25 protein-coding genes are annotated in these 23,170 nt (G+C 67.9%); 17 read left to right on the forward strand and 8 right to left on the reverse strand.

Features of this window, described 5'->3' with window-relative positions:
* The first annotated feature begins 71 nt into the window (after window positions 1-71).
* The 5 genes from ACWIEX_RS03170 (at window position 72) to lhpI (ending at window position 4,136) form a co-directional block, all read left to right on the forward strand.
* On the forward strand, window positions 72-1,361 hold the full coding sequence (locus tag ACWIEX_RS03170; protein ID WP_454031687.1) for an Hsp70 family protein: 1,290 nt from the start codon (window positions 72-74) through the stop codon (window positions 1,359-1,361).
* A gap of 161 nt (window positions 1,362-1,522) precedes the next feature.
* Window positions 1,523-2,494, forward strand: coding sequence for a signal peptide peptidase SppA (sppA, locus tag ACWIEX_RS03175; protein WP_454031688.1), 972 nt, complete (start codon window positions 1,523-1,525; stop codon window positions 2,492-2,494).
* A 28-nt stretch (window positions 2,495-2,522) separates the two neighbouring features.
* On the forward strand, window positions 2,523-2,807 hold the full coding sequence (gene ihfB, locus ACWIEX_RS03180) for an integration host factor subunit beta (protein ID WP_047576935.1): 285 nt from the start codon (window positions 2,523-2,525) through the stop codon (window positions 2,805-2,807).
* Between the two features lie 37 nt (window positions 2,808-2,844).
* Entirely contained in the window at window positions 2,845-3,183 is a 339-nt protein-coding gene (locus ACWIEX_RS03185) for a LapA family protein (RefSeq protein ID WP_454031689.1), read from the forward strand.
* The gene (lhpI, locus tag ACWIEX_RS03190; protein WP_454031690.1) at window positions 3,183-4,136 is read left to right on the forward strand and encodes a bifunctional Delta(1)-pyrroline-2-carboxylate/Delta(1)-piperideine-2-carboxylate reductase; all 954 of its coding nucleotides are present in this window, start codon (window positions 3,183-3,185) and stop codon (window positions 4,134-4,136) included. Before ACWIEX_RS03185 ends, lhpI begins: the two co-directional genes overlap by 1 nt.
* 119 nt (window positions 4,137-4,255) lie before the next feature.
* On the opposite strand, the gene ACWIEX_RS03195 is transcribed toward lhpI, so the two are convergent.
* The gene (locus tag ACWIEX_RS03195) at window positions 4,256-4,426 is read right to left on the reverse strand and encodes a DUF3309 family protein (protein ID WP_454031691.1); all 171 of its coding nucleotides are present in this window, start codon (window positions 4,424-4,426) and stop codon (window positions 4,256-4,258) included.
* Between the two features lie 221 nt (window positions 4,427-4,647).
* Here ACWIEX_RS03195 and mepA point away from each other — a divergent pair, with 221 nt between their 5' ends.
* Window positions 4,648-5,586, forward strand: a complete 939-nt coding sequence (mepA, locus tag ACWIEX_RS03200) for a penicillin-insensitive murein endopeptidase (protein WP_454033448.1) — start codon at window positions 4,648-4,650, stop codon at window positions 5,584-5,586.
* A gap of 115 nt (window positions 5,587-5,701) precedes the next feature.
* Here mepA and ACWIEX_RS03205 read toward each other — a convergent pair whose 3' ends face one another.
* Complete coding sequence (locus ACWIEX_RS03205; protein ID WP_454031692.1) at window positions 5,702-6,847, reverse strand: extensin-like domain-containing protein; 1,146 nt, start codon at window positions 6,845-6,847, stop codon at window positions 5,702-5,704.
* A gap of 585 nt (window positions 6,848-7,432) precedes the next feature.
* Window positions 7,433-7,732 (reverse strand): hypothetical protein, encoded by a 300-nt coding sequence (locus ACWIEX_RS03210; protein WP_454031693.1) that lies wholly within the window; start codon window positions 7,730-7,732, stop codon window positions 7,433-7,435.
* A gap of 193 nt (window positions 7,733-7,925) precedes the next feature.
* On the opposite strand from ACWIEX_RS03210, the gene ACWIEX_RS03215 reads away from it, so the two are divergent.
* The 3 genes from ACWIEX_RS03215 to ACWIEX_RS03225 all read left to right on the forward strand — a co-directional run bounded on the left by ACWIEX_RS03215 (window position 7,926) and on the right by ACWIEX_RS03225 (window position 10,504).
* Window positions 7,926-8,912, forward strand: a complete 987-nt coding sequence (locus ACWIEX_RS03215) for a Tim44 domain-containing protein (RefSeq protein ID WP_454031694.1) — start codon at window positions 7,926-7,928, stop codon at window positions 8,910-8,912.
* Between the two features lie 162 nt (window positions 8,913-9,074).
* Window positions 9,075-9,881 (forward strand): 4-hydroxy-tetrahydrodipicolinate reductase, encoded by an 807-nt coding sequence (gene dapB, locus ACWIEX_RS03220; protein WP_454033449.1) that lies wholly within the window; start codon window positions 9,075-9,077, stop codon window positions 9,879-9,881.
* A gap of 2 nt (window positions 9,882-9,883) precedes the next feature.
* Entirely contained in the window at window positions 9,884-10,504 is a 621-nt protein-coding gene (locus ACWIEX_RS03225; RefSeq protein ID WP_454031695.1) for an alpha-ketoglutarate-dependent dioxygenase AlkB family protein, read from the forward strand.
* 174 nt (window positions 10,505-10,678) lie between these two features.
* On the opposite strand, the gene ACWIEX_RS03230 is transcribed toward ACWIEX_RS03225, so the two are convergent.
* From ACWIEX_RS03230 to ACWIEX_RS03240, 3 genes are all read right to left on the reverse strand, one after another.
* Window positions 10,679-11,299 (reverse strand): trimeric intracellular cation channel family protein, encoded by a 621-nt coding sequence (locus ACWIEX_RS03230; RefSeq protein ID WP_454031696.1) that lies wholly within the window; start codon window positions 11,297-11,299, stop codon window positions 10,679-10,681.
* 4 nt (window positions 11,300-11,303) lie between these two features.
* Window positions 11,304-11,906 (reverse strand): nucleotide exchange factor GrpE, encoded by a 603-nt coding sequence (gene grpE, locus ACWIEX_RS03235; protein WP_454031697.1) that lies wholly within the window; start codon window positions 11,904-11,906, stop codon window positions 11,304-11,306.
* A gap of 170 nt (window positions 11,907-12,076) precedes the next feature.
* Window positions 12,077-14,845, reverse strand: a complete 2,769-nt coding sequence (locus ACWIEX_RS03240; RefSeq protein WP_454033450.1) for a [protein-PII] uridylyltransferase — start codon at window positions 14,843-14,845, stop codon at window positions 12,077-12,079.
* Window positions 14,846-15,152: 307 nt separating this feature from the next.
* Between ACWIEX_RS03240 and ACWIEX_RS03245 the strand changes: the two genes are divergently transcribed.
* From ACWIEX_RS03245 to ACWIEX_RS03265, 5 genes are all read left to right on the forward strand, one after another.
* On the forward strand, window positions 15,153-16,115 hold the full coding sequence (locus ACWIEX_RS03245; RefSeq protein ID WP_454031698.1) for an aliphatic sulfonate ABC transporter substrate-binding protein: 963 nt from the start codon (window positions 15,153-15,155) through the stop codon (window positions 16,113-16,115).
* Window positions 16,116-16,133: 18 nt separating this feature from the next.
* Window positions 16,134-16,964: an ABC transporter permease gene (locus ACWIEX_RS03250; RefSeq protein ID WP_454031699.1), complete on the forward strand. Its 831-nt coding sequence runs from the start codon at window positions 16,134-16,136 to the stop codon at window positions 16,962-16,964.
* Between the two features lie 11 nt (window positions 16,965-16,975).
* The gene (locus tag ACWIEX_RS03255; protein WP_454031700.1) at window positions 16,976-17,758 is read left to right on the forward strand and encodes an ABC transporter ATP-binding protein; all 783 of its coding nucleotides are present in this window, start codon (window positions 16,976-16,978) and stop codon (window positions 17,756-17,758) included.
* Between the two features lie 5 nt (window positions 17,759-17,763).
* The gene (locus ACWIEX_RS03260; RefSeq protein ID WP_454031701.1) at window positions 17,764-18,213 is read left to right on the forward strand and encodes a VOC family protein; all 450 of its coding nucleotides are present in this window, start codon (window positions 17,764-17,766) and stop codon (window positions 18,211-18,213) included.
* 83 nt (window positions 18,214-18,296) lie between these two features.
* Window positions 18,297-18,806 carry an OsmC family protein gene (locus ACWIEX_RS03265; RefSeq protein ID WP_454031702.1) on the forward strand — a complete coding sequence of 170 codons (510 nt, stop codon included), beginning with the start codon at window positions 18,297-18,299 and terminating at the stop codon, window positions 18,804-18,806.
* On the opposite strand, the gene ACWIEX_RS03270 is transcribed toward ACWIEX_RS03265, so the two are convergent.
* Window positions 18,807-19,991: a DNA recombination protein RmuC gene (locus ACWIEX_RS03270; RefSeq protein ID WP_454031703.1), complete on the reverse strand. Its 1,185-nt coding sequence runs from the start codon at window positions 19,989-19,991 to the stop codon at window positions 18,807-18,809.
* 114 nt (window positions 19,992-20,105) lie between these two features.
* Here ACWIEX_RS03270 and def point away from each other — a divergent pair, with 114 nt between their 5' ends.
* From def to truA, 3 genes are all read left to right on the forward strand, one after another.
* On the forward strand, window positions 20,106-20,645 hold the full coding sequence (gene def / locus ACWIEX_RS03275; protein ID WP_454031704.1) for a peptide deformylase: 540 nt from the start codon (window positions 20,106-20,108) through the stop codon (window positions 20,643-20,645).
* A gap of 151 nt (window positions 20,646-20,796) precedes the next feature.
* The gene (gene fmt, locus ACWIEX_RS03280) at window positions 20,797-21,726 is read left to right on the forward strand and encodes a methionyl-tRNA formyltransferase (protein ID WP_454031705.1); all 930 of its coding nucleotides are present in this window, start codon (window positions 20,797-20,799) and stop codon (window positions 21,724-21,726) included.
* Window positions 21,727-21,779: 53 nt separating this feature from the next.
* Complete coding sequence (gene truA / locus ACWIEX_RS03285; RefSeq protein WP_454031706.1) at window positions 21,780-22,532, forward strand: tRNA pseudouridine(38-40) synthase TruA; 753 nt, start codon at window positions 21,780-21,782, stop codon at window positions 22,530-22,532.
* A 12-nt stretch (window positions 22,533-22,544) separates the two neighbouring features.
* Here truA and ACWIEX_RS03290 read toward each other — a convergent pair whose 3' ends face one another.
* The gene (locus ACWIEX_RS03290) at window positions 22,545-23,129 is read right to left on the reverse strand and encodes a hypothetical protein (protein WP_454031707.1); all 585 of its coding nucleotides are present in this window, start codon (window positions 23,127-23,129) and stop codon (window positions 22,545-22,547) included.
* Window positions 23,130-23,170 lie beyond the last annotated feature (41 nt).

A 23,170-nucleotide genomic window follows, 5' to 3' on the forward strand; every position in this document is an offset into this window, starting at 1 on the left:
TGTCATTCCGGGTTCTTCGCTGACGCGAAGCCCCGGAATGACAGCGTGCTCACGGCAAAAAGGAGCCCGCCATGACCCCCGCCGCCATCGGCATCGACTTCGGCACCACCAACAGCGTCGTCGCGCTGGCTGGCGCTGACGGATCGGTCATGACGCGCTCCTTCGCCACCAAGCAGGGCGCGGTCGATGCCTATCGCTCGGCGTTGATGTTCTGGCGCGAGGGCCGCCCGCCGCAGACCCGCATCACCCATGTCAGCGGCCCCGATGCGCTCGACATGGCGCTCGGCATGACGACCGAGCATCGCTTCCTGCAATCGCTGAAGACCCATCTTTCCAGCCGCGCCTTCCAGGAGACCCGGCTCTTCGGCAAGCTCTTCCGGCTGGAGGACCTGATCGGCGTCTTCCTGTCGGACCTCTCCGAGGGGCTCGCTGATCGCGAGGCGCTGCCGCTGGTCTCCGGCCGCCCGGTCGTCTTCGCCGGCGAACGGCCGGACGAGGAACTGGCGGTCGGCCGCCTGAAGGCTTCCTACGGCAAGGCCGGGATGGCTCAGGTCGATTTCGCCTATGAGCCGCTCGGCGCCGCCTATTGGTATGCGCGCGACCTGAAGGAGCCGCAGACCATGCTGGTCGCGGATTTCGGCGGCGGCACCAGCGACTTCTCGGTGATGCGCTTCGAGCCCGGCCGCAATGGCAGCCTGGAGGCGATCCCGCTCTCCCATGCCGGCGTCGGCGTCGCCGGCGACACCTTCGACTACCGGATCATCGAACACGCGGTCTCGCCGGCGCTCGGTAAGGGCACGGAATACCGTTCCTTCGACAAGCTGCTGCCTGTCCCGGCGCACTATCACGCTGCCTTCGCGCAATGGCACAAGCTCTCGCTGATGAAGAGCCGGGAGACCATGGCCGAGCTCAACGCCCTGATCCGCGAGGCGGTCGAGCCCGGCAAGCTCGAGGATCTGCTGACGGTGATCGAATACGATCTCGGCTACGAGCTCTACCGCGCCGTCTCCGCCGCCAAGGTCGCGCTCTCCGACAACGAGGCGACCACGCTGAGCTTCAGCCAGGTGGGCGTCACCATCGAGAAGCCGATCCGCCGCACCGATTTCGAGCGCTGGATCGCCGACGATGTCGGCGCCATCGAGGCCGCGCTTGACCGCGCGCTGGCCGAGGCCGGGCTCGGCGGCGACCGCATCGAGGCGGTGTTCATGACCGGCGGCACCTCTTATGTCCCGGCCGTACGCAACCTGTTCGACCGCCGCTTCGGCGCCGGCAAGGTGCATATCGGCGATGCCTTCCGCTCGGTCGCCAGCGGGCTTGCGCTGCTCGCGCTCGACCGGGCGCGCGCCTCGGTCGCGGCCTGACGCAGCGCCTCCCGCCTTGCCCGCCCGGCGCGGCGGGTCTACATCACGGACCCGCAGCCGCCGCGCGCTTTCCGTTCGGCCGGAACCGGTCGAACGAAAAGAATTCGCGCGAAATCAAAAAGCTGAGCATGTTCGGACCGAACATGCTCCGGGAGTAACCGATGTCGTCCGATGCCGATCTGCTTGCAGACCGCCGCAGCCTGCGCCGCAAATTGACGCTCTGGCGCGTGCTCGCCGTGCTCGGCGTGATCGTCGCAGCGGTGGTCGGCGGTTTCGCCTGGAAGGGCGATGGCCCGGCCGGCCTGTCGAGCGCGCATATCGCGCGCATCACCATCTCCGGCTTCATCTCGGGCGATCGCCGCACGCTTGACCTGATCAAGTCGGTCGAGGACAGCAAGGCGGTCTCGGCCGTCGTGCTCCGCGTCGACAGTCCCGGCGGCACCACCTCCGGCTCCGAGGCGGTGCATACGGCCCTGCGCCAGCTCGCGGCGAAGAAGCCGATGGTCGCGGTTGTCGACGGCCTCGCGGCGTCGGGCGGCTATATCGCGGCGATGGGGGCGGACCGCATCGTCGCCCGCCAGACCTCGCTGGTCGGTTCGATCGGCGTGCTCTTCCAGTTCCCCAACGTGTCGAACCTGCTGGATACGGTCGGGGTCAAGGTCGAAACGGTCAAGTCGAGCCCGCTCAAGGCGGCGCCGAACGGCTTCGAGCCGACCTCGCCCGAGGCGCGCGAGGCGCTGCAGCGCGTCGTCAACGACAACTACACCTGGTTCAAGGACATGGTGCGCGATCGCCGCCATCTCGCCGAGGGCGAGGTGGCTTCGGTCTCCGATGGGCGGGTGCATTCCGGCCGCCAGGCGGTGGGGCTGAAGCTCGTCGACCAGATCGGCGGCGAGCCGGAGGCGATTGCCTGGATGGAGCGCGAGAAAAGCGTCGCCAAGGACCTGAAGGTCCGCGACTGGCGCCGCCGCAGCGAATCCTCCTCCTTCGGCCTGTGGAGCCTCGCCGAGGCGATGGCGCGCGGCGCCGGCCTCGATGCGCTCGCCGCGACGATCGCACGCGCGGCGGATCAACCGCTCGGCTTGCGGCTTGACGCGCCCTTGGCGCTCTGGCAGCCTGCCGCTGAAAAGTGATTTTGATACAAATGGTTATGCTCCAGCGATGATTAAATCCGAACTCGTTCAGCGGATCGCCGACCGCAACACCCATCTCTACCAGCGCGATATCGAGAACATTGTCTCGGCCATTCTGGACGAGGTGGTGAAGGCGCTGGCCCGGGGCGACCGGGTCGAATTGCGCGGCTTCGGCGCCTTCTCGCGCAAGGGCCGTTCGGCCCGCATCGGTCGCAATCCCCGCACGGGCGACGCGGTCGAAGTCGAGGAGAAGTTCGTCCCCGTCTTCAAGACGGGCAAGGAGCTGCGGCTGCGCCTCAACGGCAAGGATTGAGCTGAGGCGCCGGTCCCGCGGCCACACGGAGATTGTGATGAAGGCCTTCTTCAAGGCACTGGTGCTGGTTCCCGTCGCGCTGGTGATCGTGCTGTTTTCGGTCGCCAACCGCGGCACCGTGCGCGTCTCGCTCGATCCCTTCAGTCGCGACTTACCCATGTTCTCGATCGAGCTGCCGCTCTTCGCGGTGGTGCTCGCGGCGATCGCCGTCGGCGTCCTCGTCGGCGGCCTGGCCTCCTGGGTCGCGCAGGGCAAGCACCGCAAGGCGGCGCGCCGCAACCGCCGCGAGGCGGAAGCGCTGCGCTCCGAAACCCAGGCGCTGCGCTCGGCGGTGCCCGACTCCGCGCTGCCGGCACTGACCAACGGACGGAATTGATGCGACTTTTCGACGGGACCGAGATCGATGCGGCCCTGAGCTATCCCGGCCTGATCGACCTTCTCGACGACGCCTTCCGCAGCGAGGTCATCGCGCCCAAGCGCGGCCAATACGCGATCGAGCGGCCCGGTGAGACCGATGCGATCCTGCTGACCATGCCGGCCTGGAGCGGGCCGGATGTCGCCAATCCCTATATCGGCACCAAGATCGTCTCGGTCTTCTTCGGCAACGGCAAGCGCAACCTGCCGGGCGTCATGGGCGCCTATCTGCTGATGGACGGCGCGACCGGCCAGCCGCTCGCGGTGATGGACGGCAACCGCCTGACGACCTGGCGCACGGCGGCCGCTTCTGCGCTGGCCTCGCGCTACATGTCCAACCCAGAGGCCAGCCGTATGCTGATGGTCGGGGCCGGCGCGCTCGCGCCCTTCATCATCAAGGCGCATCGCTCCGTCCGGCCGCTGACGGAGATCGCGATCTGGGCGCGGCGGCCGGAAGCCGCCGAGGCAACGGTTGCCGAACTGGCGAAGGAGGGCATCGAGGCCCGCGCCACCACCGATCTCGAAGGCGAGGCCCGCACGGCCGACATCATTTCCTGCGCGACCAACGCGACCGAGCCCTTGATCCAGGGCCATTGGCTGAAGCGCGAAGCCCATCTCGACCTGATCGGCGGCTTCACCATGCAGATGCGCGAGGCCGATGCCGATGCGCTGCACCGGGCCCGCGTCATCGTCGATTCCAGCAAGGCGATCGACGAGGGCGGCGATGTCGCCGTCGCCATCGCCGAGGGCAGCTACAGCGCCGACAAGGTTGCGGGCACGCTCGCCGATCTCTGCCATGGCCGGATCGCCGGCCCGGTCGAGGGCGGCGGCATCACCCTGTTCAAGTCCGTCGGCGTCGCGCTAGAGGATCTGGCCGCGGCCGTCGCGGTCTGGGAAAGCCGCGCCGCAGGCTGAACCGGTTGCGTCATTGCGAGCGCAGCGAAGCAATCCAGAGGCGGCAGAGCTCTACGTCTCCCTGGATTGCTTCGCTGCGCTCGCAATGACGATTTGGTCAGGTCGTCATTGCTTGAGCGTCAGGCGATGCGCGCTCCGCCGATGGCTCCGAGCAGCCACAGGATCAGGACGATCACGAGGACGAGGCCGAGCACGCCGCCGAGCCCTGCCGTTCCATAGCTGCGATGGCCGTAATAGCCGCCGCCGCCGAGAAGCAGGATGAGCAGCACGATGATGAGAACGGTGGACATGGCGAACTCCCGTAAAGCAGTGCCCGTTTCGGGCGAGGTCTAGCGGGAAACGCCGGCCGCGAAGCCTCGGTTCCGCCCGGGCGGCTCCGGATCATTCCACCTTGGTGCGGATGACGGCTGGCGGTGCTCCGCGGCGCCGTCGCGCAAGGCGCCATTCGCCGCGCCGCATGTCCGGCCATGGCGCTTGACCGCGATGGCGGGTCGCGGTGATTCTCCGGGATATGCGCACCATCGCCCGAATCGCAGCTCTCCTCGTTCCGCTCGCCTTGCTGCCGGTTGCAGCACTCGCCCAGTCGACGGCGGATCAGGAGGCGAAGAACCGCGCCGCCAACATTGCCGCCTGGCCCGATGCCGCCCGCACGCTCTTCGGCCAGAAGACCGCGCCGGCGAGCATGCAGGCGCGGGCCATCGGCTCCTATGCGCGCGGCTGCCTCGCCGGCGCCGAAGCCCTGCCGGTCGATGGGCCGAGTTGGCAGGTCATGCGGCTCAACCGCAATCGCAACTGGGGCCATCCCGCCCTGATCGACTATCTGGAAAAGCTGGCGCGCGACGTGCCGCGCATCACCGGCTGGGCCGGGCTGCTCGTCGGCGACATGTCGCAGCCGCGCGGCGGGCCGATGTTGACCGGCCATGCCTCGCACCAGATCGGGCTCGATGCCGATGTCTGGCTGACGCCGATGCCGCGGGGCCGGCTCGACCGCGAGCAGCGCGAGAACATGTCGGCGGTCAACATGGCCCGCTCCGACTGGCGCGATGTCGATCCCCGCCATTGGACCCCGGCCCATACGAGGCTGATCCGCACGGTCGCGGCCGAGCCGAAGGTCGAGCGCATCTTCGTCAACCCGGCGCTCAAGGTCGCGCTCTGCCGCGAGGCCGGCGCCGACAAGAGCTGGCTGGGCAAGGTGCGCCCGATCTGGGGCCACAACTACCATTTCCATATCCGGCTGGCCTGCCCGGCCGGCATGGCGAGCTGTCAGGGCCAGGAACCTCCGAACTTCGGTGATGGCTGCGGCGCCGAGCTCAGCGGCTGGATCGAGCGCCAGCACAAGGCCATCTTCAACCCGCCGAAGCCCAGGCCGGGACCGAAACCCAAGCCGAAGCCGCCGATGTCGCTCGATGCCCTGCCGCCGGAATGCCGGCAGGTGCTGGTCTCGCGCTGAGCGGGTTGGGTCGATCTTCTTGGTTCCAAACCAAGCCGTCATCCCGGGCTTGACCCGGGATCCATCGGAGGGCTCCGGAGCTCCGGAATGACGAACAGGTTGCCGTTTGCGCTTCTCAGCGCCGCGGCGGCACCCGCCCGGAGCTGTAGGCGAAGGGGTCGTGCTGCGGCGTGATCATCGGCTGGGCCTGGTCCTCGCCTTCCATATCGACGACGCCCGTCCCACCCTCGTCGCCGAGAACGGCTTCCTCGGTCGGCGGCACGGCCCCCGGCAGCGTCAGCGGCCCGCGGTTCTCGCTGGGCAGCGGCTGCGGCTGGAAGTGTCCCTGCCGCTGGCGCGCGTCGTACTGCTCCAGGAAGCGCTGCTGCGCATCGAGGCCCTGGGCCTGGCCTCGGCCATTGTTCGCGACCGGGTAGCCGCCCTGCATCGCGCCGGGTGGCCGCAAGCCGTCGCTGGGCTGCCGGAGCAGCCTGCCATCCGCGACCATGGTGCCGGCCGCCGGCGCCATGTCACGCGGCTGCGACTGGGACGAGGCGTAGGGCCGCGCCGGGTCCGGCGGCTGCAGATTGTAGTTCGGCGTGTATTTGATCACCGGCTTGCAGATGTGCCGGCCTTTCGAGTGCCGGGCCAGGTCGATATGGAAATGGTCGTAATGCAGCGGGTCGGCGCCGGGGCCGAGCACCGTCGAGAAATGCTGGCAGGCACCGACGAAGACCTCGCGCAGGAAATTCTGCTCCTCGGGGGAGCCGCGCCAGCCATCCTTCACCGTGATCACGCGGTTGTCGTTGAGCCGGAAGGAGAAGACGTCGACGGCATTGCCGAAGGCATGCTCCGAGGTGCGCGTTGTCCTGGTGCCGTTGTTCATCGCCCGGCAGGAATAGGAGCCGGCCCGCAATTCGATCACCTGCGCGCCGAGCACGTTCATCGCCGCCGGCTGCACCACCTCCGCCAGCCATTTGTCGGTGGTCGCGACGACCGGGCAGGAGAGGGTGGCCGAGCTGGTCAGGCCGATGCCGCCATTCGAGAAGGCCGAGACCTTCAGCGGCTGCTGCATGCCGCAGGTTCCCGGCCCGTCGATCGCCTTGCCGCGCAGGCTGACATAGGACGAGATCTGCACCTGCCGGGAGGCCATGCAGGCGGCTTCCGCCTGGTCGCGCCAGGCGGCGCGCTGCGGCTTCTGGAATTTGCCGCATCCTGCCAGGCCGGCTGCGCCGGCGATGCCGAGTGCGATGAGGGCGAGATGAGCGCGTCGCATGACCATTCAAATGCGAACCGCTTGGTGAACGGTTTCTCAACCGACTGCGCTCCGGCCGCCACAGGCGGATTAACTTTGGCGCCGTGGTGAATCGCGCCTTAATGCGCCGTTCCCGGCCTTAACCAGGGCGGATTTCGCCGTCTCGAACCATCTCCCAGATGTCGCCAAGATCAGGCCATGGGGCCCGAGGTCGAACCGTGGCGAAGCTGTGGCGCCGCGTTGGAGCAGACTCGCGACGAAATTTCGCAGTCAGGAGTATCCCCAAATCTAATCAATGGTTTAACCCCTGATTAAGGATGTTGTACCCTCCGTCCCGGCCCTGCCACGATGCTGCCCCCTTGCGGCCTTCGTCAGTTCTGATAGCCTCCACGACAGGTCAATGACACAGGAGGGTGTGATGAGTGTCACGCTACGTCTCGACCGATTGATCATGGGTGCGGCCTTCGTTTTCATGATGGCGATCGTTCTGGGAGCGTTCTGACAACGGGTCAGTCTCGAAGTCGCTAGGACCACAAGAGCAATGACAACAACGCCGCCGGGAAGAAGTCCCGGCGGCGTTTCTGTTTGGGCTCACGCCTCGGGCTGGAGCGCTCAGCTCTCCGGGCAGGCTGTTTCCGTCAGTTGCCAGGACATCATGTTGACCACCCGCCCGCAGGTCGCGACGCGGCGCCCCTGCGTGGTCCTGATGCAGGACATCGAACCTTCCGCGATCTTGCGGCCGTCGTTCCAGCAGAAACAGAGCGGCTCCGGCGCCCCTGCGAGGCGCGGCTTGTCCAGCGCGACGGCCGGCTCGCCGGCGGCTGCCGCTTCGCTGAACAGGAACAGCACGGCGAGCGCGAGCATGCAGCTCAGCACGCGATGTCGGTGAGGCCTCGGTCCGGATCCGGTCATGGCTCTCTCCCTGCGCCTCGCATGGCGAGACGGCTCAGGAGTTTACCATACCGGTCCGATCGCAACGAATAATTATGTACCGATTTGAAATAATAAGCCATTTCAACATGTTAGCCGGATGGGGCCTTGCGCGGGATGCGGGCTCTCTCCATATTGGTCGGCGGTGGGCCCATTTGGGGCCCCGGGAGGAACAATGTCTCTGATTTCGCTCGCCCGTCGTGGACGTGCCGTCGCCCTGGTCGCCGGGGCCTTGTTGCTCGTGCCGCTCGTTGCCGAAGCCCGTCCGGGCGGTGGCCGCAGCTCGGGCAGCCGTGGGTCGTTCACCAATAGCGCGCCGCCGTCGACCAATACGACGCCGGGCGGCGCCCAGACTTTCCAGCGCTCGGCCCCGTCCTCGCCGGCTTCGCCGTCGATGGCTGGCCCCTCGGCCGCCGGTGCGGCTGCCCAGGCGGCCCGCCCGTCCTTCGCGCGCAACATGATGATGGGCATCGGCGCCGGCCTGCTTGGCGCCGGCCTGTTCGGCATGCTGTCGGGCTCGGGCTTCTTCGGTGGCTTGGCCTCGCTCGCGGGCATGCTCGGCTTCCTGCTGCAGATCGGCCTGATCGCCGGCATCATCATGCTCGCGATCCGCTTCTTCCGCCGTCGTTCCGAGCCGCAGCTCGCCGGCGCGGGCGCGCCCTATGCCCGTCAGGGCCATGGCGCTCCGCAGTCGCAGCCTGCCATGGCTCGCATGGGCGGTTTCGGTGGCGGCGCTGCCGCCGCGCAGCCGCAGCCGATCGAGCTTTCGGGTGAGGATTTCAACGCCTTCGAGCGCCTGCTCGGCGAGGTCAACACCGCCTATTCCAACGAGGACGAGGCCGGCCTGCGTCAGCGGACGACACCCGAGATGTTCGGCTATTTCGACGAGGATCTCAGCGATAACGCCCGCCGCGGCGTGGTCGACCGCGTCTCCGACGTCAAGCTGCTGCAGGGCGACCTGTCGCAGGCCTGGCACGAGGGTGATGCCGATTATGCGACGGTGGCGATGCGCTTCAGCCTGATCAACGCGCTCTATGACCGCAAGTCCGGCAATGTCGTCGAGGGCAGTGCCACGCAGACCCAGGAGGTCAGCGAATACTGGACCTTCCTGCGCGAGCGCGGCGCCACCTGGAAGCTCTCGGGCATCCAGCAGGCGGCCTGAGCGCCGATCCCTTGAGAGAACAGGAACGGCCGGGGCGACCCGGCCGTTTTTCCATGCCCGGCTTTCGGGTGTGCCGCTGGCGAACCCAAGGCTATTGCGGTACTGGCGAAGGCATCTGCTTTCGTCGCAGACCCAGCCCGGAGCCCGCCTTCCATGAGTGATATGCGTCTCGTCGTCGTCGGTGCCGCCGGGCGGATGGGCCGGATGCTGATCCGCGCCATCGATCAGGCCGACGGCTGCAGGCTCGTGGCCGCGATCGAGCGGCCGGGCTCTGTCGCGCTCGGCGAGGATGCCGGGATTCTCGCCGGACTGCCGGCAGCCGGCATCAAGGTGACGAGCGACGCCGCCGCAGCTTTCGCCGCCGCCGACGGCGTGCTCGATTTCACGGCGCCGGATGCGACGGTCGCCTTCGCCGATCTGGCGGCCGAGGCCGGCATCCTGCATGTGGTCGGCACGACCGGGCTTGAGCCCAAGCATCTGGCCGAGCTCGCCGAGGCGGCGAAGCGCACGCCGATCATCCGCTCCGGCAACATGAGCCTCGGCGTCAACCTGCTGGGGGCACTGGTGCGCAAGGTCGCCGCGACGCTCGGGATCGACTGGGACATCGAGATCGTCGAGATGCATCACCGCATGAAGGTCGATGCCCCCTCCGGCACGGCCGTCCTGCTTGGCGAGGCGGCGGCGGAAGGGCGCGCGGTCGATCTCGCTCAGCAGCGCGTCGCCGGCCGCGATGGCATCACCGGCGCGCGCCAGGCTGGCACGATCGGCTTCGCTGCCCTGCGTGGCGGCACGGTCGTCGGCGATCACAAGGTGATCTTCGCCGGCGCGGGCGAGCGGCTCGAACTCGCCCATGTTGCGGAGGACCGCAGCCTCTTCGCGCAGGGCGCGGTCAAGGCCGCGCTCTGGGGCAGGGGGCGTGAAGCGCGGCTCTACTCCATGGCCGACGTGCTCGGCCTCGACGCGCTCTGACGATGACGCGCGTCACCGTCGCACCGGGCGTCGTCCACTGGCCGGGTAGGCTGGCGCCGGAGGAGCAGGCCGCCCTGGTGGCGGAGCTGCGTGCCGTGGCGCGGAAGGCGCCGTTCTTCCAGCCGCGCATGCCGAAGACCGGTACGCCCTTCTCGGTCCGCATGACCAATTGCGGCTCGCTCGGCTGGGTCTCGGACGAGCGTGGCTATCGCTACCAGCCGGAGCACCCCGACACGGGCGAGCCCTGGCCGTTGATGCCGGCGCCGCTTCTCGATCTCTGGCGCGAACTGGCCGGCTATCCGCATCCACCCGAGGCTTGTCTCGTCAATTTCTACGCTGCCGGTGCCAAGATGGGGCTGCATCAGGACCGCGACGAGCAGGATTTCGACGCTCCGGTCCTATCGGTCTCGCTCGGCGATGCCGCGCTCTTCCGCATCGGCGGCACGACGCGCGGCGGCAAGACCACCTCGCTCAAGCTGGCGTCGGGCGATGTCCTGATCTTCGGAGGCGAGGCGCGGCTCGCCTATCACGGCATCGACCGCATCCTGACGGGGTCCTCGACGCTGCTGCCCGAGGGCGGGCGGATCAACCTGACGCTGCGGCGGGTGACGAAGCCGAAATAGACGCCGCTTTCACCAGGCACGCCCCTTGTCATTCCGGGGCGCGCCGCAGGCGCGAACCCGGAACCCACGACTGGGTGAAACTTTCAGGCTCGATATGTGAAGGGCTCGCCCGGTCGTGGGTTCCGGGTTCTTCGCTGCGCGAAGCCCCGGAATGACAGAGGTGGAGCGCGCCGCCTAATCGGTCGATTTGCCGGGCAGGCTGGGGAACGACCAGCCGAACAGCAGCGAGCCTGCCCGCAGGCCGAAGCAGGCTGCAAGCCCGCCGAGCATCACGACCGGGCCGGACAGGTCGAGGCCGGCGAGCAGTGCCGTGGTGCCGGCGCCGGCGGTTGCGGCGGTGACGTAGAAGTCGCGGCTCCACAGCACCATCGGCCGGTCGCCGGCGAGGATGTCGCGCAGGAGGCCGCCAAAGGTCGCGGTCATCGCGCCGAGCGCGACCGCCGAAAGCACTGGCGTTGCAGCGTCGAGGGCCTTGAGCGTGCCGATCACGGCGAAGAGCGAGAGGCCGGCAGCGTCGGCCCAGATCAGCAGCTTGCGGCCGGCCCAGCCTTCGAGGACGCCGGGCCTCGCATAGGCGAGGGCCCACGCGCTCAGCGCGACCACGGTGCAGATGATGACATCGCCGGGGTCGCGTACCCAGAAGATCCCACGCCCGAGCAGGACGTCGCGCAAGGTCCCGCCGCCGACGCCGGTGACGGTCGCCAGCAGGATGAAGCCGAACGGGTCCATGCCCTTGCGGGTCGCAACGATGGCGCCGGTCAGCGCGAAGATGGCGACGCCGGCGACCTCGAACACGGGGTCAGTGCTGGGTCGGTTCGCCGGCGGGCGCTTCCGGGGCCTTGGGGGCTCCGGCGGAGACGCCGACCAGCGCCGGGCGCAGGACACGTTCGCCGATCTTGTAGCCGGTCTGCACGACCTTCGAGACCAGCCCCTTGGCGATCTCGGCGTCGGGCGCCTCGAACATGGCCTGGTGCAGGTTGGGATCGAACTTCTCGCCCTGCGGATCGATACGGCGCACGCCGTGACGCTCCAGCGTTTTGACGAGCTCGCGCTCGGTCAATTCGACGCCTTCATGCAGCGCCTTCACGGCAGCATCGGCCGCCTTCAGGGCATCGGCGGGCAGGCTTTCCAGCGCCCGGCGGAGATTGTCGGAGGAACCGAGCATGTCGCGGGCGAAGCTGGTCACGGCATAGGTTTTCGCATCGGCGATCTCGCGCTCGGTGCGTCGCCGCAGGTTCTCCATCTCGGCGAGCGTGCGCAGCAGCTTGTCCTTGAGATCGTCGCGTTCGGCCTGGAGCTTGGCGAGCTGCGCGTCGAGGCCTGCCTCGGCGGTGGCCGCCTGCTCGGGCGCGTCCGCGCCGGCTTCGAGGTTGGGGTCTTCCGTCGCAGGGTTCTGCGTCATTTTATCGTCACGTCCCTTTCTCAGCATTTTCGAGCGAAGTGGATGCCGGTTCGCGTGAAGAACCGAAGGTCCGCGTCAGCGAAAATGCGGCAAATAAAGACTTGGCTGCGCCGCCCCTTGCGGGGCCGCAGCCGCGTTCGTGCCGGATATCGGCCTTATGGTCGTTTAAATCAAGCGCGGGCCGGCACTTTCGCCTTGGCCGGGGCCGGCTTCTCCGCCTCGAACTTGAAGACGTCGATGAGGGCCTTGCGGATCGTCAGCTGCCGGCCGGTCGAGACGATCTTCGCATGGGTCAGGTCGGTGACGTAGAACACGTCGACCGCCTTCTCGCCGAAGGTCGCGATATGGGCCGAGGCGATGTTGAGGTTGAGCTTTCCGATCGCGGTGGTGAGATCGTAGAGCAGGCCCGGCCGGTCGAGGCCGGAGACCTCCAGCACGGTGTGGCGCGCCGACAGCACGTTGTCGATCACGACCTCGGGCTCGACCTGGAAGGTCTGGCCGCGCGGCGGCGGGGCGCGGCGCTGCGCGACGAGGTCGGCGATCTTGATCTCGCCCTTCAGCGCCCGTTCGATCGCGGCGGCGATGCGTTCGGCCCGGCGCAATTCATCGTCGTCGCGATCGAAGGCGCGCGAGACCGAGATGGTGTCGAGCACCAGCCCGTCGCTGGTCGTGAAGATCTGCGCGTCGACGATATTGCCGCCGGCCGCGGCGCAGGCGCCGGTGACGATGGCGAGCAGGCGCGGGTGGTCGGGCGCGAGCACGGTCAGTTCGGTCACGCCGCGGAACTGGTCGGTCTCGACGATGGTCGCGGTGGTCCGCCCGGCAGCTTCCGCCTCGCGCAGGAAGCGCGCATGCTTCTCCTGCTGCTCCGGATCGACCTTGATCCAATAGGCGGGGTAGTGCCGCGCGACATAGGCATCGCGCTCCTCGGTGTTCCAGTCGGACAGGCGCCGGCGCAATTCGTCCTGCTTCATGGCGACGCGCGCCTTGCGCTCGACTGCCGAATGCCCGCCGGTGAGCACGAGCTCGGTCTCGTAGTAGAGCGTGCGCAGCAATTGCCCTTTCCAGCCGTTCCAGACGCCGGGCCCGACCGCCTTGATATCGGCGACGGTGAGGATCAGCAGGAGCTTCAACCGCTCCAGCGTCTGCACGGTCGCGGCGAAGCTCTCGATCGTCTTGGGGTCGCCGAGGTCGCGGCTCTGCGCCACCGTCGACATGTCGAGATGGTGCTCGACCAGCCAGGCGACGGTTTCCGTCTGCGCGCTGGTCAGGCCGAAGCGCGGGCCGAGCTTGCGCGCGATCCGGGCGCCCGCGATCGAGTGGTCTTCCGGCCGCCCCTTGGCGATATCGTGCAGCAGGAGCGCGACATAGAGCGCGCGCCGGTTGGAGATGGCCGGCATGATCTCGTTGGAGAGCGGATGCTCGGCCTCGAGCGCGCCGGCATCGATCTCGGCCAGCACGCCCATGGCCCGGATCAGATGCTCGTCCACCGTATAGTGGTGGTACATGTTGAACTGCATCATCGCGACGATGCGGCCGAAATCCGGGACGAACCGGCCGAGCAAACCGGATTCGTTCATTCGCCGCAGCACCACCTCGGGCGAGCGCCGGCCGGTCACGATCTCCAGGAAGATGCGGTTGGCTTCGGGGTCGTTGCGCAGGCCCGGCGTGACCAGCCTGAGCGACTGCGTCACCAGCCGGCTGGCATCCGGATGGATGGCCAGATCCTCGCGGCTGGCGATGGCGTAGAGCCGTAGCAGGTTGACCGGATCGCGCTCGAAGGCGCTGTCGTCGACGACGTCGAGGCGCTGGTTCGTCAGTTTGAAGTCGGTGTGGCCGAGCGAACGCTCGCGCTTGCGCTTGGCGAAGGTGCCGAGCAGCTTCGACAGGCTCGCGCGCGGCTTCTGCTGGCGCGCCTCCAGCGCGGCGCAGACGATAGCCGTGAGGTCGCCGACATCCTTGGCGATCAGGAAGTAGGCCTTCATGAAGCGCTCGACCGGCGCCTGCCCGCTGCGTCCGGCATAGCCGATCGCGGCCGCGACCTGCCGCTGCAGATCGAAGGACAGCCTTTCCTCGGCCCGGCCGGTGATGAAATGCAGCCAGCAGCGCACGCGCCAGAGGAACTCCTCCGAGCGCTGGAACATCTGGAGCTCCTGCTCGTCGAACAGCCCGGCCTCGACGAGCTCGCGCACGTCATGGACGCGGTAGGCGTATTTGGCGATCCAGAACAGCGTGTTGAGGTCGCGCAGGCCGCCCTTGCCGTCCTTGACGTTGGGCTCGACCAGATAGCGCGAAGCACCCGCCCGCTGCACCCTGAGCTCGCGCTCGGCAAGCTTGGCCTCGGTGAAGGCTGGAGCCGTGCCCTCGACCACCTCGGCATCGAAGCGGCGGACCATCTCGTCGAACAGCGAGCGGTCCCCCACCAGGAAGCGCGCTTCCAGGAGGGCGGTGCGGATCGTCATGTCGGCGCGGGCCTCGCGCACGCAATCGTCGATCGAGCGCACGGAATGGCCGGTCTTCAGCTTCAGGTCCCAGAGCGGGTAGAGCATGGATTCGACCACGCTCTCGCCCCAGGCCGTCTGCTTGTGCGGGAACAGGAAGAGCAGGTCGACATCCGAGCCCGGCGCCAGCGTGCCGCGCCCGTAGCCGCCGACGGCGACGACCGCGATCCGCTCCGATTGCGAGGGGTTGTCGGCCGGGTAGAAATAGCTGGTCGCGGCGCTGTGCAGCGCGCGCACCACGGCATCCATCACGGCTGAGAGCCGGCGCGCGCAGGCCAGCCCGCCGCGCGGGCCGGCCAGGATCGCCCGGGCCGAGGCGTGCCCGGCGTCGAGCACCTCCCGGAGACCGGCGATCAGAAGCTGACGCATCCTGGCCTTGTCGCGCCGGTTGACCGTCTCGAACAGCCGCACGATTTCGGCCTCGGGACTCTGCAGCATCTCGGCGAGCGACAGGGCAGGCTTTGCGGGAGGCGCGGTCACGAAAGCTCCGTTGCGGCGGACATCGCCTTTCGTAACATGGCGGCGAAGGCAGGGAGAGTGCAAAATTAAACATACATGAATGTGAAATGCAGAAAAAGACACCTGCATTTGTGTTGTTTGACAAACAGAACGATTGGACCTAAAGGTCGGATACGCGCCGATTTGAGCCACCAGCTTGCGGGCGCGAAACAAGTGCAGCTAAAGCGTGGGGCCAAGGACCTGACCCGTCCCGATCCCTCGCACCATCGACAGAGGGACAAGCCCCATGACCAGCATCACCCGCCGCCTCGCGCTCGCCGTCATCGCTGCCGCCGGTCTCGCCGCGCCGGCCTTCGCGCAGGCCCCCAAGGAAATCCGGCTCGACTACGCGACCTATAATCCCGTCAGCCTCCTGCTGAAGGAGCGCGGCATTCTCGAAAAGGCACTCGAGGCCGACGGCATCAAGGTGCGCTGGGTCCTGTCCGCCGGATCGAACAAAGCCCTCGAGTTCCTCAATGCCGGCTCGATCGATTTCGGCTCGACCGCTGGCGCCGCCGCGCTGATCGGCAAGATCAACGGCAACCCGATCAAGTCGATCTATGTCTATTCCCGCCCGGAATGGACGGCGCTGGTCACCGGCGCCAAGAGCGAGATCACCAAGGTCGCCGATCTCAAGGGCAAGCGCGTCGCCGTCACCCGCGGCACCGACCCGCATATCTTCCTGGTTCGCGCTCTGGCCGATGCCAAGCTGACCGAGAAGGACGTCAAGCTCGTCCTGCTCCAGCATGCCGACGGCCGCCTCGCGCTGGAGCGCGGCGATGTCGATGCCTGGGCCGGGCTCGACCCGATGATGGCCGCCGCCGAGGTCGAGAGCGGCGCCAAGCTGTTCTACCGCAAGCCCGAGGACAACACCTGGGGCATCCTCAATGTCCGCGAGGCCTTCGCCAACGAGCACCCGGCTTTGGTGAAGAAGGTGCTGGCGGCTTACGAGGAAGCGCGCGCCTATGCGCTCGCCAATCCGGCCGAGGTCAAGAAGGTGCTGGTCGACGCCACCAAGCTCTCCGACGCCGTAATCGAGCGTCAGCTCACCCGTACAGAGCTGACCCATTCCAGCATCGGCCAGGCCCAGATCGACGGCATCACCGCCGCCGGCATCGCGCTGAAGGATGCCGGCGTGCTGCCGGCCTCGACCGATGTGAAGGCCGCGGTCGACGCGCTGCTCGACCGGCGCTTCGCAGCCACCAACTGACGGCACAAGCCCTAGGCGATGAGCATCCTGGAGATCGCAAATGCCCTGGATGAGCCGGAGCGGCGTCCTGCCGCCCCGCGCCGCTCCTATGGCCTCGCGATCGCCGGCTTCGTCCTGCCGGTCGTGCTGGCCATCCTCTGGGAATGGCTCGTCGCTGCCGGCATCGCCAACGGGCGCCTGATGCCGCCGCCGAGCGTCGTCGGGCGCACGCTCTGGGGTCTCGCCGCCTCGGGCGAACTCCTGACCCATGCCGGGGCGACACTCTGGCGGGTGGGGGCGGGCTTCGGCCTGGGCGCGCTCGCCGGCACGGTGTTCGGCGCTGTCACGGGCGCGCTGCCCGTCGCCCGCAGCCTGCTCGACCCGACCTTGCAGGCGCTGCGCGCGATCCCCTCGATCGCCTGGGTGCCGCTCTTCATCCTCTGGTTCGGCATCTTCGAGGCTTCGAAGGTGGCGCTGATCGCGGCCGGCGTCTTCTTTCCGGTCTATCTCGGCGTCGCCGCGGCGATCCAGGGCATCGACCGCAAGATCGTCGAGGTCGGCCGGGTCTTCCGCCTCTCGCGCCTCGCCATGGTCAGGCGCGTGCTCCTGCCGGCGATTCTGCCGGACTGGATCGTCGCGTTGCGCTCCGGTCTCGGCCTCGGCTTCATGTTCGTGGTTGCGGCCGAGATCATGGGGGCGAGCGAGGGGTTGGGTTATCTGCTCGTGGACGGCCAGCAGCTCGGCCGCCCCGATTCCATCATCGCGGCCATCATCAGCTTCGCCGTGCTCGGCAAGCTGGCGGATGGGCTGCTCGTCGCCATCACGCGGCCCTTCCTCGCCTGGCAGGATACGGCGCGCGACAAGCTCTGAAGGTTGAACCCGTGCTGAGTTTCGACCGGCTTTCCAAAACCTATGCGGACGGCACGCATGCGCTGGCATCGATCGCGCTCGATGTCGGGCGCGGCGAGATCGTCGCCCTGCTCGGCGGCTCCGGCTGCGGCAAGACCACCTTGTTGCGCCTCATTGCCGGGCTCGACCGGCCGAGCGAGGGCGCGATCCGCCTCGACGGCGAGGCGATCGCCGAGCCGCGCGCCGATGTCGGCGTCATCTTCCAGGAGCCGCGGCTCTTCCCCTGGCTCAGCGTTGCCGAGAATGTCGGCTTCGGCCTGTCGCATCTCTCGGCCTTCGAGCGCGAGGGGCTGGTCACGAACGCGCTGGTCCGCGTCGGTCTCGCCGGCCATGAGAAGCGCTGGCCGCGCGAACTCTCCGGCGGCCAGCAACAGCGCGTCGCCATCGCGCGTGCCCTCGTGACCCGGCCGAAGCTCCTGCTGATGGACGAGCCCTTCTCGGCGCTCGACGCGACGACGCGGGCGAGCCTGCACGGCCATTTGCTGGCGCTCTGGCAGGAGAGCCGGCCGACCGTGGTCATGGTCACGCATGATGTCGAGGAAGCCGTGACGCTGGCCGACCGCATCGTCGTGATGCAGCCCAAGCCCGGCCGCGTCTTCGACGAGCTCGACAACCCGCTCGCCCGGCCGCGCGACCGGCTCTCGCCAGCCTTCGAGGCGGCGAAGCGCGAGGCCCTGCGCGCGCTCGACCGCTCGCTGCGCGACGAGGCCCCGCATCAGGAGAGGGCGGCCGAGACCGCGGGCATGTGGTGGTGACGCTGGTGGCGGAACCTGCCCGTGATCCATCGCATTGGCCGGTCATGATCGACCATACCGGCATCGTCGTCACCGATCTCGGCCGCGCCCGGCGCTTCTACGACGCCATCGCCAGGCCGCTCGGCCTGAGCACCGCCAGCAACAGCCCCGAGTCTTTCCTGTTCGGCCGCAGCGCCGAGGATCCGATCCCCTATCTCTGGATCGGCACGACGCGCCCGTCCTATTGGGTCGAGGGTTCGCGCGCCGGCCTGAACCAGATGCACGTCGCCTTCATCGCGCCGAGCCGGGATGCGGTTGACGCATTCTACCGGGCGGCGCTCGCAGCCGGCGGCGCCGATAACGGCGCCCCGGGCCCGCGCGAGGGAGCGGGCGCGTATTATGGGGCCTTCGTGCTCGATCCGGACGGGAACAATATCGAAGCCTGTTGCCGGGGCGCAGCCGCAGCGCAGACTTGAAAGCCACTCAGCGCCGCAGTGGTGCGAGTGCGGGTGACCCGCTAAGGGAAACCCACTCCCGTTTCGCGTCGAGGAAACCGATTATGGACGTTACCGCACTGCGTGCCTTGCAGGCCCCCCTCAAGGACGAATACCGCACCAATCCCGAGGCGGCGGTGATCACGCTGAAGGCCCATGGCGAGCTCGACGACCAGCATATCGCCTGCAAGGTCGAGACCGGCCGCGCCATCGCGCTCGCAGGCCTCCATCCCGCTACGGGCGGTTCGGGCGCCGAGCTCTGCTCCGGCGACATGCTGCTGGAGGCGCTGGTCGCCTGCGCCGGCGTGACGCTGAAGGCGGTCGCGACCGCGCTGGAAATCGACCTGAAGAAGGGCGTGGTCCGTGCCGAGGGCGATCTGGATTTCCGCGGCACGCTCGGTGTTGCCAGAGATGCCGCGGTCGGCTTCAAGGCGATCCGCCTGTTCTTCGATGTCGAGACCGATGCGCCGCAGGAGAAGCTCGATACGCTGCTCAAGCTCACCGAGCGCTACTGCGTGGTCTTCCAGACCCTGAACGTGAAGCCCGAGCTGTCAGCGGCGCTCGACCGCGGCTGATCACTCGGCGGCGCGTTTCAGCTCCAGCCCCTTGGCGAAGGGCAGCTTCGGCTCGCTCTTCTCGTCGTCGAAATCGAGCGCGCCGATCCTCTCGGCGCGGCTCGTCACCTTGCCGGCCGAGGTCTTGATCTGGCCGACATCGTCCTGTGCCTGCCGGAAATGATTGTCGAGCTTGTCGACGCGCTCGCCGAGCCGACGCACGTCGTCGAGCAGCTTGCCGACCTCGGTCTGGATCACCTGCGCCTCTTCCCGCATCCGGGCATCGCGAACCAGCGATTGCATCAGCTGGATCGCCAGCGTCAGCAGCGAGGGCGAGACGATCATGATGCGCGCCCGGTGGGCCCGCTGGACCACGTCGTCGAAATGCTCGTGCAGGTCGGCATAGATCGATTCGGAGGGCACGAAGAGCAGCGCGATATCCTGCGTCTCGCCGGGCAGGAAATAGCGCTCGGCGATATCCTTCACATGCACGCCGACATCGCTGCGCACGCGCTGGCCGGCAGTCTTCTTCGCGTCGTCGCCGCGCGCCTCGCGCAGCAGCGTGAAGCTCTCCAGCGGGAACTTCGCGTCGATGACGAGGCCGCGCCCGTCGCCGGGCAGGGTGACCAGACAGTCCGGCCGCTTGCCGTTCGACAATTGTGGCTGGAAGGCGAAGAAAGCGGCGGGCAGGCCGTCGCGGACGATCGCCTCCATCCGGCCCTGGCCATAGGCGCCGCGCGCCTGCTTGTTGGAGAGCACGTCCCGGAGCGTCACGACCTCGGAGGTGAGGTCGGTCAGGTTCTTCTGGGCGCTGTCGATCACCGCCAGCCGCTCCTGCAGCTTGCCGAGGCTTTCGGTGGTCTGGCGGACATTCTGCTCAAGGCCCTGGCCGACCTTATGGCTCAAGCCGTCCATCCGGTCGGCGACGAGCCGCGCGAGATCGCCCTGCCGGGTCGAGAGGATTTCGGCCATCGACTGCATCCGGCCGGCGAGCTCGGCCTGCTGGCGGTTCATCTCGGCGACCTTGTCGTCCATTTCGCGGGCGCGCTCAGTCGCCATCGCGGCCTCGATGGCGCGGCTCCGGCCGCCGCGCCAGCCGGCGATCACCGCCATCAGCAGCAGGGCGAGGCTCAGGATACCGAAGCCGAGCGCGGCCTCGGCCCATGTCACCGGGCGTCCCAGCAAGGTGAAGGCGATCTCGTTCATGCGCGGGAGCCTAGCCGATTCGACAGAGAATTGCGAACGAAAGCGGAACAGTTTGACCGCTCCTCCACAAATGCTTATGTCCCGGGCTCAACAGCTCTTTTCCTTTGGAAACCCATGTCCGTTCGCCCGCTCGTCATCCTGCCCGACGCCCAGCTTCGCCTCGTCTCGAAGCCGGTCGAGGCCGTCACGCCCGAGATCAGGACGCTGGTCGCGGACATGTTCGAGACGATGTACGACGCGCCTGGCATCGGGCTGGCCGCAATTCAGATCGGCGTGCCGCTGCGCGTGGTGACGATCGACCTGTCGAAGCCCGAGACGAAGGAGGGCGAGGAGCCCGAGCCGAAGAAGCCGCAGGTTTTCATCAACCCGGAAATCACCTGGTCTTCGGACGAATTCAGCGCCTACGAGGAAGGTTGCCTCTCGATCCCGGAATATTACGAGGAGGTCGAGCGCCCGGCCGAGGTCAAGGTCCGCTACATGGATCTCGACGGCAAGACCCATGAGATCGCGGCCGATGGCCTGCTCTCGACCTGCCTGCAGCACGAGATCGACCATCTCGATGGCGTGCTCTTCATCGACCATATCTCGCGGCTGAAGCGCGAGCGCGTCACCAAGAAGTTCGCCAAGGCAGCCAAGCGCGAGCGGGCTGCCTGAGGTTTTCCAATCCGCGCGCCGTCATCCCGGACGGAGCGAAGCGCAGATCCGGGATCCATGCCGGAGCGCCGGCAGGAGAGGTTCCGGAATGGATCCCGGGTCTCCCTGCGGTCGCCCGGGATGACCGCTGCTATGGAGACATGTTCAGCATATGAGTTTGCGCGTCATCTTCATGGGCACGCCGGATTTCGCTGTGCCGGTGCTGACCGAGATCGTCGGGCAGGGGCATGAGGTCGTCTCCTGCTACACCCGTGCTCCGGCGCAGGCCGGCCGCGGCCTCGAACTGAAACCCTCGCCGGTGCACCGCGCCGCCGAACGTTTCGGCATCCCGGTCTTCACCCCCACGACGCTGAAGACGCCGGACCAGGCCGAGATCATCGCTTCGCACGACGCCGATGTCGCCGTCGTCGTCGCCTATGGCATGATCCTGCCCCAGGCGATCCTCGATCTGCCTGAACTCGGCTGCCTCAATCTCCACGCCTCGCTGTTGCCGCGCTGGCGCGGTGCCGCCCCGATCCAGCGTGCGATCATGGCTGGCGATGCCGAGAGCGGCGTCTGCGTGATGAAGATGGAGGCCGGCCTCGACACCGGCCCCGTCGCCATGGTCGAAAGCCTCGCCATCGGCCCGGACATGACGGCCGGCGAACTCCACGACCGGCTGAGCCCCCTCGGCGCCGACCTGATGGTGCGCGCGCTGGCGGCGCTCGGACGCGGCGGCCTGCAGTTCACGCCGCAGCCGGAAGAGGGCGTTACCTATGCCAGCAAGATCACCAATGCCGAGGCGAAGCTGAACTGGTCTTTGCCGGCCCAGCAGGTCCATGACCTCGTGCGCGGCCTTTCGCCTTTCCCGGGCGCTTTCGCCGAGATCGATCTCGGCAAGGGGCCGGAGCGGCTGAAGATCCTGCGCACGGCTCGTGCGGGCGGTGCGGCCGAGCCCGGTACGCTGCTCGATGACGAGGGCACCGTCGCCTGCGCCGTCGGCGCGGTGAAGCTGCTTCAGGTCCAGCGCGCCGGCAAGGCGCCGATGAGCGGGGCCGAGTTCCTGCGCGGCGCCCGGCTCGGAGCCGGCAGCAAGCTTTAGATGAGCAGGCCATTGTCCGAAAACCGCTCCGCACTTTTCGGTGGCCGGCTCTGATGCCGCGCTACAAGCTCGTCATCGAGTACGACGGCACGCCGTTCTCGGGCTGGCAGCGCCAGCTCAATGGCCCGTCCGTGCAGCAGAGCGTCGAGGAGGCGGTCGAGGCTTTCTGCGGCCATCCCGTCCGCCTGCATTGCGCCGGGCGGACCGATGCCGGCGTCCACGCCACGCATCAGGTCGCCCATGTCGATATCGACCGGGAGTGGCGCACCGATGTCGTGCGCGATGCCACCAATGCCCGGCTGAAGCGGATTCCGGTCGCGGTGCTCAGCGCCGAGCTGGTGCCCGGCGATTTCGACGCCCGCATCTCGGCGCGCCGCCGCTATTATGTCTACCGCATTCTCGACCGCCGGGCCCAGCCGGCGCTCGACCGCGACCGGGTCTGGCATGTGCCCGTCAAGCTCGACCACGAGGCGATGGATCGCGCCGCCAAGGCGCTGCTCGGACAGCACGATTTCACCACCTTCCGTGCCGCCGAATGCCAGGCCAACAGCCCCATCCGCACGCTGGATCGTTGCGATGTCCGCCGCGAGGGCTCCGAGATCGTGATCTATGTCCATGCCCGCTCCTTCCTGCATCATCAGGTCCGCTCGATCGTCGGTTGCCTGAAGATGGTCGGGATGGGACGCTGGCCGGAAAACAAGGTCGGCAAGGTCCTGGCCGCCCGCGACCGGTCGCAATGCGCGGCGCTGGCGCCGTCCTGCGGGCTCTATCTCGCGGGCGTCGACTATGTGGAACAGCCGGCCTGAGACCCAAGCGGTTCAAAACAGGCCGAACAGCCGCGTGACGCTGTAGTCGAGCACGAGGCTGGCAATCACCAGCGGCAGGGCGATGCCGCGGGCTACCGGTCCGAAGACCGCCCGCGCCACGCAATAGCGCAGCCTCAGCACGATCGCGGCGAAGAAGAGCGACTGCACGATCGCGAGCTTCGGCGGCGCCCAGCCGATCGCGAAGATCGCCGCCGGAACCGCCATCAGGCTGGCCGAGACGATGCCGGCCCAGTTCCAGGCGATCACGAAGCTGGTGAAGCGCGGGCTTTGCGCGAGCTCCGGACGCAGCACGATCAGCAGGGCCGGGACGGCGAGGATCGTCAGCGCCATCGCCGCGATCACCGACAGGGCGAGCGTCGGCGCGGCGAACAGCCCGGCGCTGTTCGGCAGCCCGGCGACCAGGCGCGCGGCGGCGAGGATGGCGACCGTCGCCGGCAGCATCAGCGCGAAGGCGAGAAAGGAGCGCCAGAACCCATCCCGCGTCAGGTCGAGCTCGGGGAGAGCTTCGGCGCCCCGCGTCATGAGGTGCCAGGAGCCGCGCAGCGAACGCGCGACGTCATCGGCTGCCAGCCTCATCACGGTCTCCATCATCTGCGATCTTAGACTTTCGTCTAACT

It is taken from the genome of Allobosea sp. NPDC055353 (assembly GCF_053644975.1).

What these genes read in the sequence shown, in the direction of transcription:
- ihfB (WP_047576935.1), top strand. Translation starts at nt 2,523, where the DNA reads ATGATTAAATCCGAACTCGTTCAGCGGATCGCCGACCGCAACACCCAT.
- ACWIEX_RS03250 (WP_454031699.1), top strand. Translation starts at nt 16,134, where the DNA reads ATGAGCATCCTGGAGATCGCAAATGCCCTGGATGAGCCGGAGCGGCGT.
- ACWIEX_RS03225 (WP_454031695.1), top strand. Translation starts at nt 9,884, where the DNA reads ATGACGCGCGTCACCGTCGCACCGGGCGTCGTCCACTGGCCGGGTAGG.
- ACWIEX_RS03170 (WP_454031687.1), top strand. Translation starts at nt 72, where the DNA reads ATGACCCCCGCCGCCATCGGCATCGACTTCGGCACCACCAACAGCGTC.
- ACWIEX_RS03245 (WP_454031698.1), top strand. Translation starts at nt 15,153, where the DNA reads ATGACCAGCATCACCCGCCGCCTCGCGCTCGCCGTCATCGCTGCCGCC.
- truA (WP_454031706.1), top strand. Translation starts at nt 21,780, where the DNA reads ATGCCGCGCTACAAGCTCGTCATCGAGTACGACGGCACGCCGTTCTCG.
- dapB (WP_454033449.1), top strand. Translation starts at nt 9,075, where the DNA reads ATGCGTCTCGTCGTCGTCGGTGCCGCCGGGCGGATGGGCCGGATGCTG.
- ACWIEX_RS03210 (WP_454031693.1), bottom strand. Translation starts at nt 7,732, where the DNA reads ATGACCGGATCCGGACCGAGGCCTCACCGACATCGCGTGCTGAGCTGC.
- sppA (WP_454031688.1), top strand. Translation starts at nt 1,523, where the DNA reads ATGTCGTCCGATGCCGATCTGCTTGCAGACCGCCGCAGCCTGCGCCGC.
- ACWIEX_RS03270 (WP_454031703.1), bottom strand. Translation starts at nt 19,991, where the DNA reads ATGAACGAGATCGCCTTCACCTTGCTGGGACGCCCGGTGACATGGGCC.
- ACWIEX_RS03215 (WP_454031694.1), top strand. Translation starts at nt 7,926, where the DNA reads ATGTCTCTGATTTCGCTCGCCCGTCGTGGACGTGCCGTCGCCCTGGTC.
- ACWIEX_RS03195 (WP_454031691.1), bottom strand. Translation starts at nt 4,426, where the DNA reads ATGTCCACCGTTCTCATCATCGTGCTGCTCATCCTGCTTCTCGGCGGC.
- ACWIEX_RS03185 (WP_454031689.1), top strand. Translation starts at nt 2,845, where the DNA reads ATGAAGGCCTTCTTCAAGGCACTGGTGCTGGTTCCCGTCGCGCTGGTG.
- ACWIEX_RS03290 (WP_454031707.1), bottom strand. Translation starts at nt 23,129, where the DNA reads ATGAGGCTGGCAGCCGATGACGTCGCGCGTTCGCTGCGCGGCTCCTGG.
- def (WP_454031704.1), top strand. Translation starts at nt 20,106, where the DNA reads ATGTCCGTTCGCCCGCTCGTCATCCTGCCCGACGCCCAGCTTCGCCTC.
- ACWIEX_RS03265 (WP_454031702.1), top strand. Translation starts at nt 18,297, where the DNA reads ATGGACGTTACCGCACTGCGTGCCTTGCAGGCCCCCCTCAAGGACGAA.
- grpE (WP_454031697.1), bottom strand. Translation starts at nt 11,906, where the DNA reads ATGACGCAGAACCCTGCGACGGAAGACCCCAACCTCGAAGCCGGCGCG.
- lhpI (WP_454031690.1), top strand. Translation starts at nt 3,183, where the DNA reads ATGCGACTTTTCGACGGGACCGAGATCGATGCGGCCCTGAGCTATCCC.
- mepA (WP_454033448.1), top strand. Translation starts at nt 4,648, where the DNA reads ATGCGCACCATCGCCCGAATCGCAGCTCTCCTCGTTCCGCTCGCCTTG.
- ACWIEX_RS03205 (WP_454031692.1), bottom strand. Translation starts at nt 6,847, where the DNA reads ATGGTCATGCGACGCGCTCATCTCGCCCTCATCGCACTCGGCATCGCC.
- ACWIEX_RS03240 (WP_454033450.1), bottom strand. Translation starts at nt 14,845, where the DNA reads ATGCTGCAGAGTCCCGAGGCCGAAATCGTGCGGCTGTTCGAGACGGTC.
- fmt (WP_454031705.1), top strand. Translation starts at nt 20,797, where the DNA reads ATGAGTTTGCGCGTCATCTTCATGGGCACGCCGGATTTCGCTGTGCCG.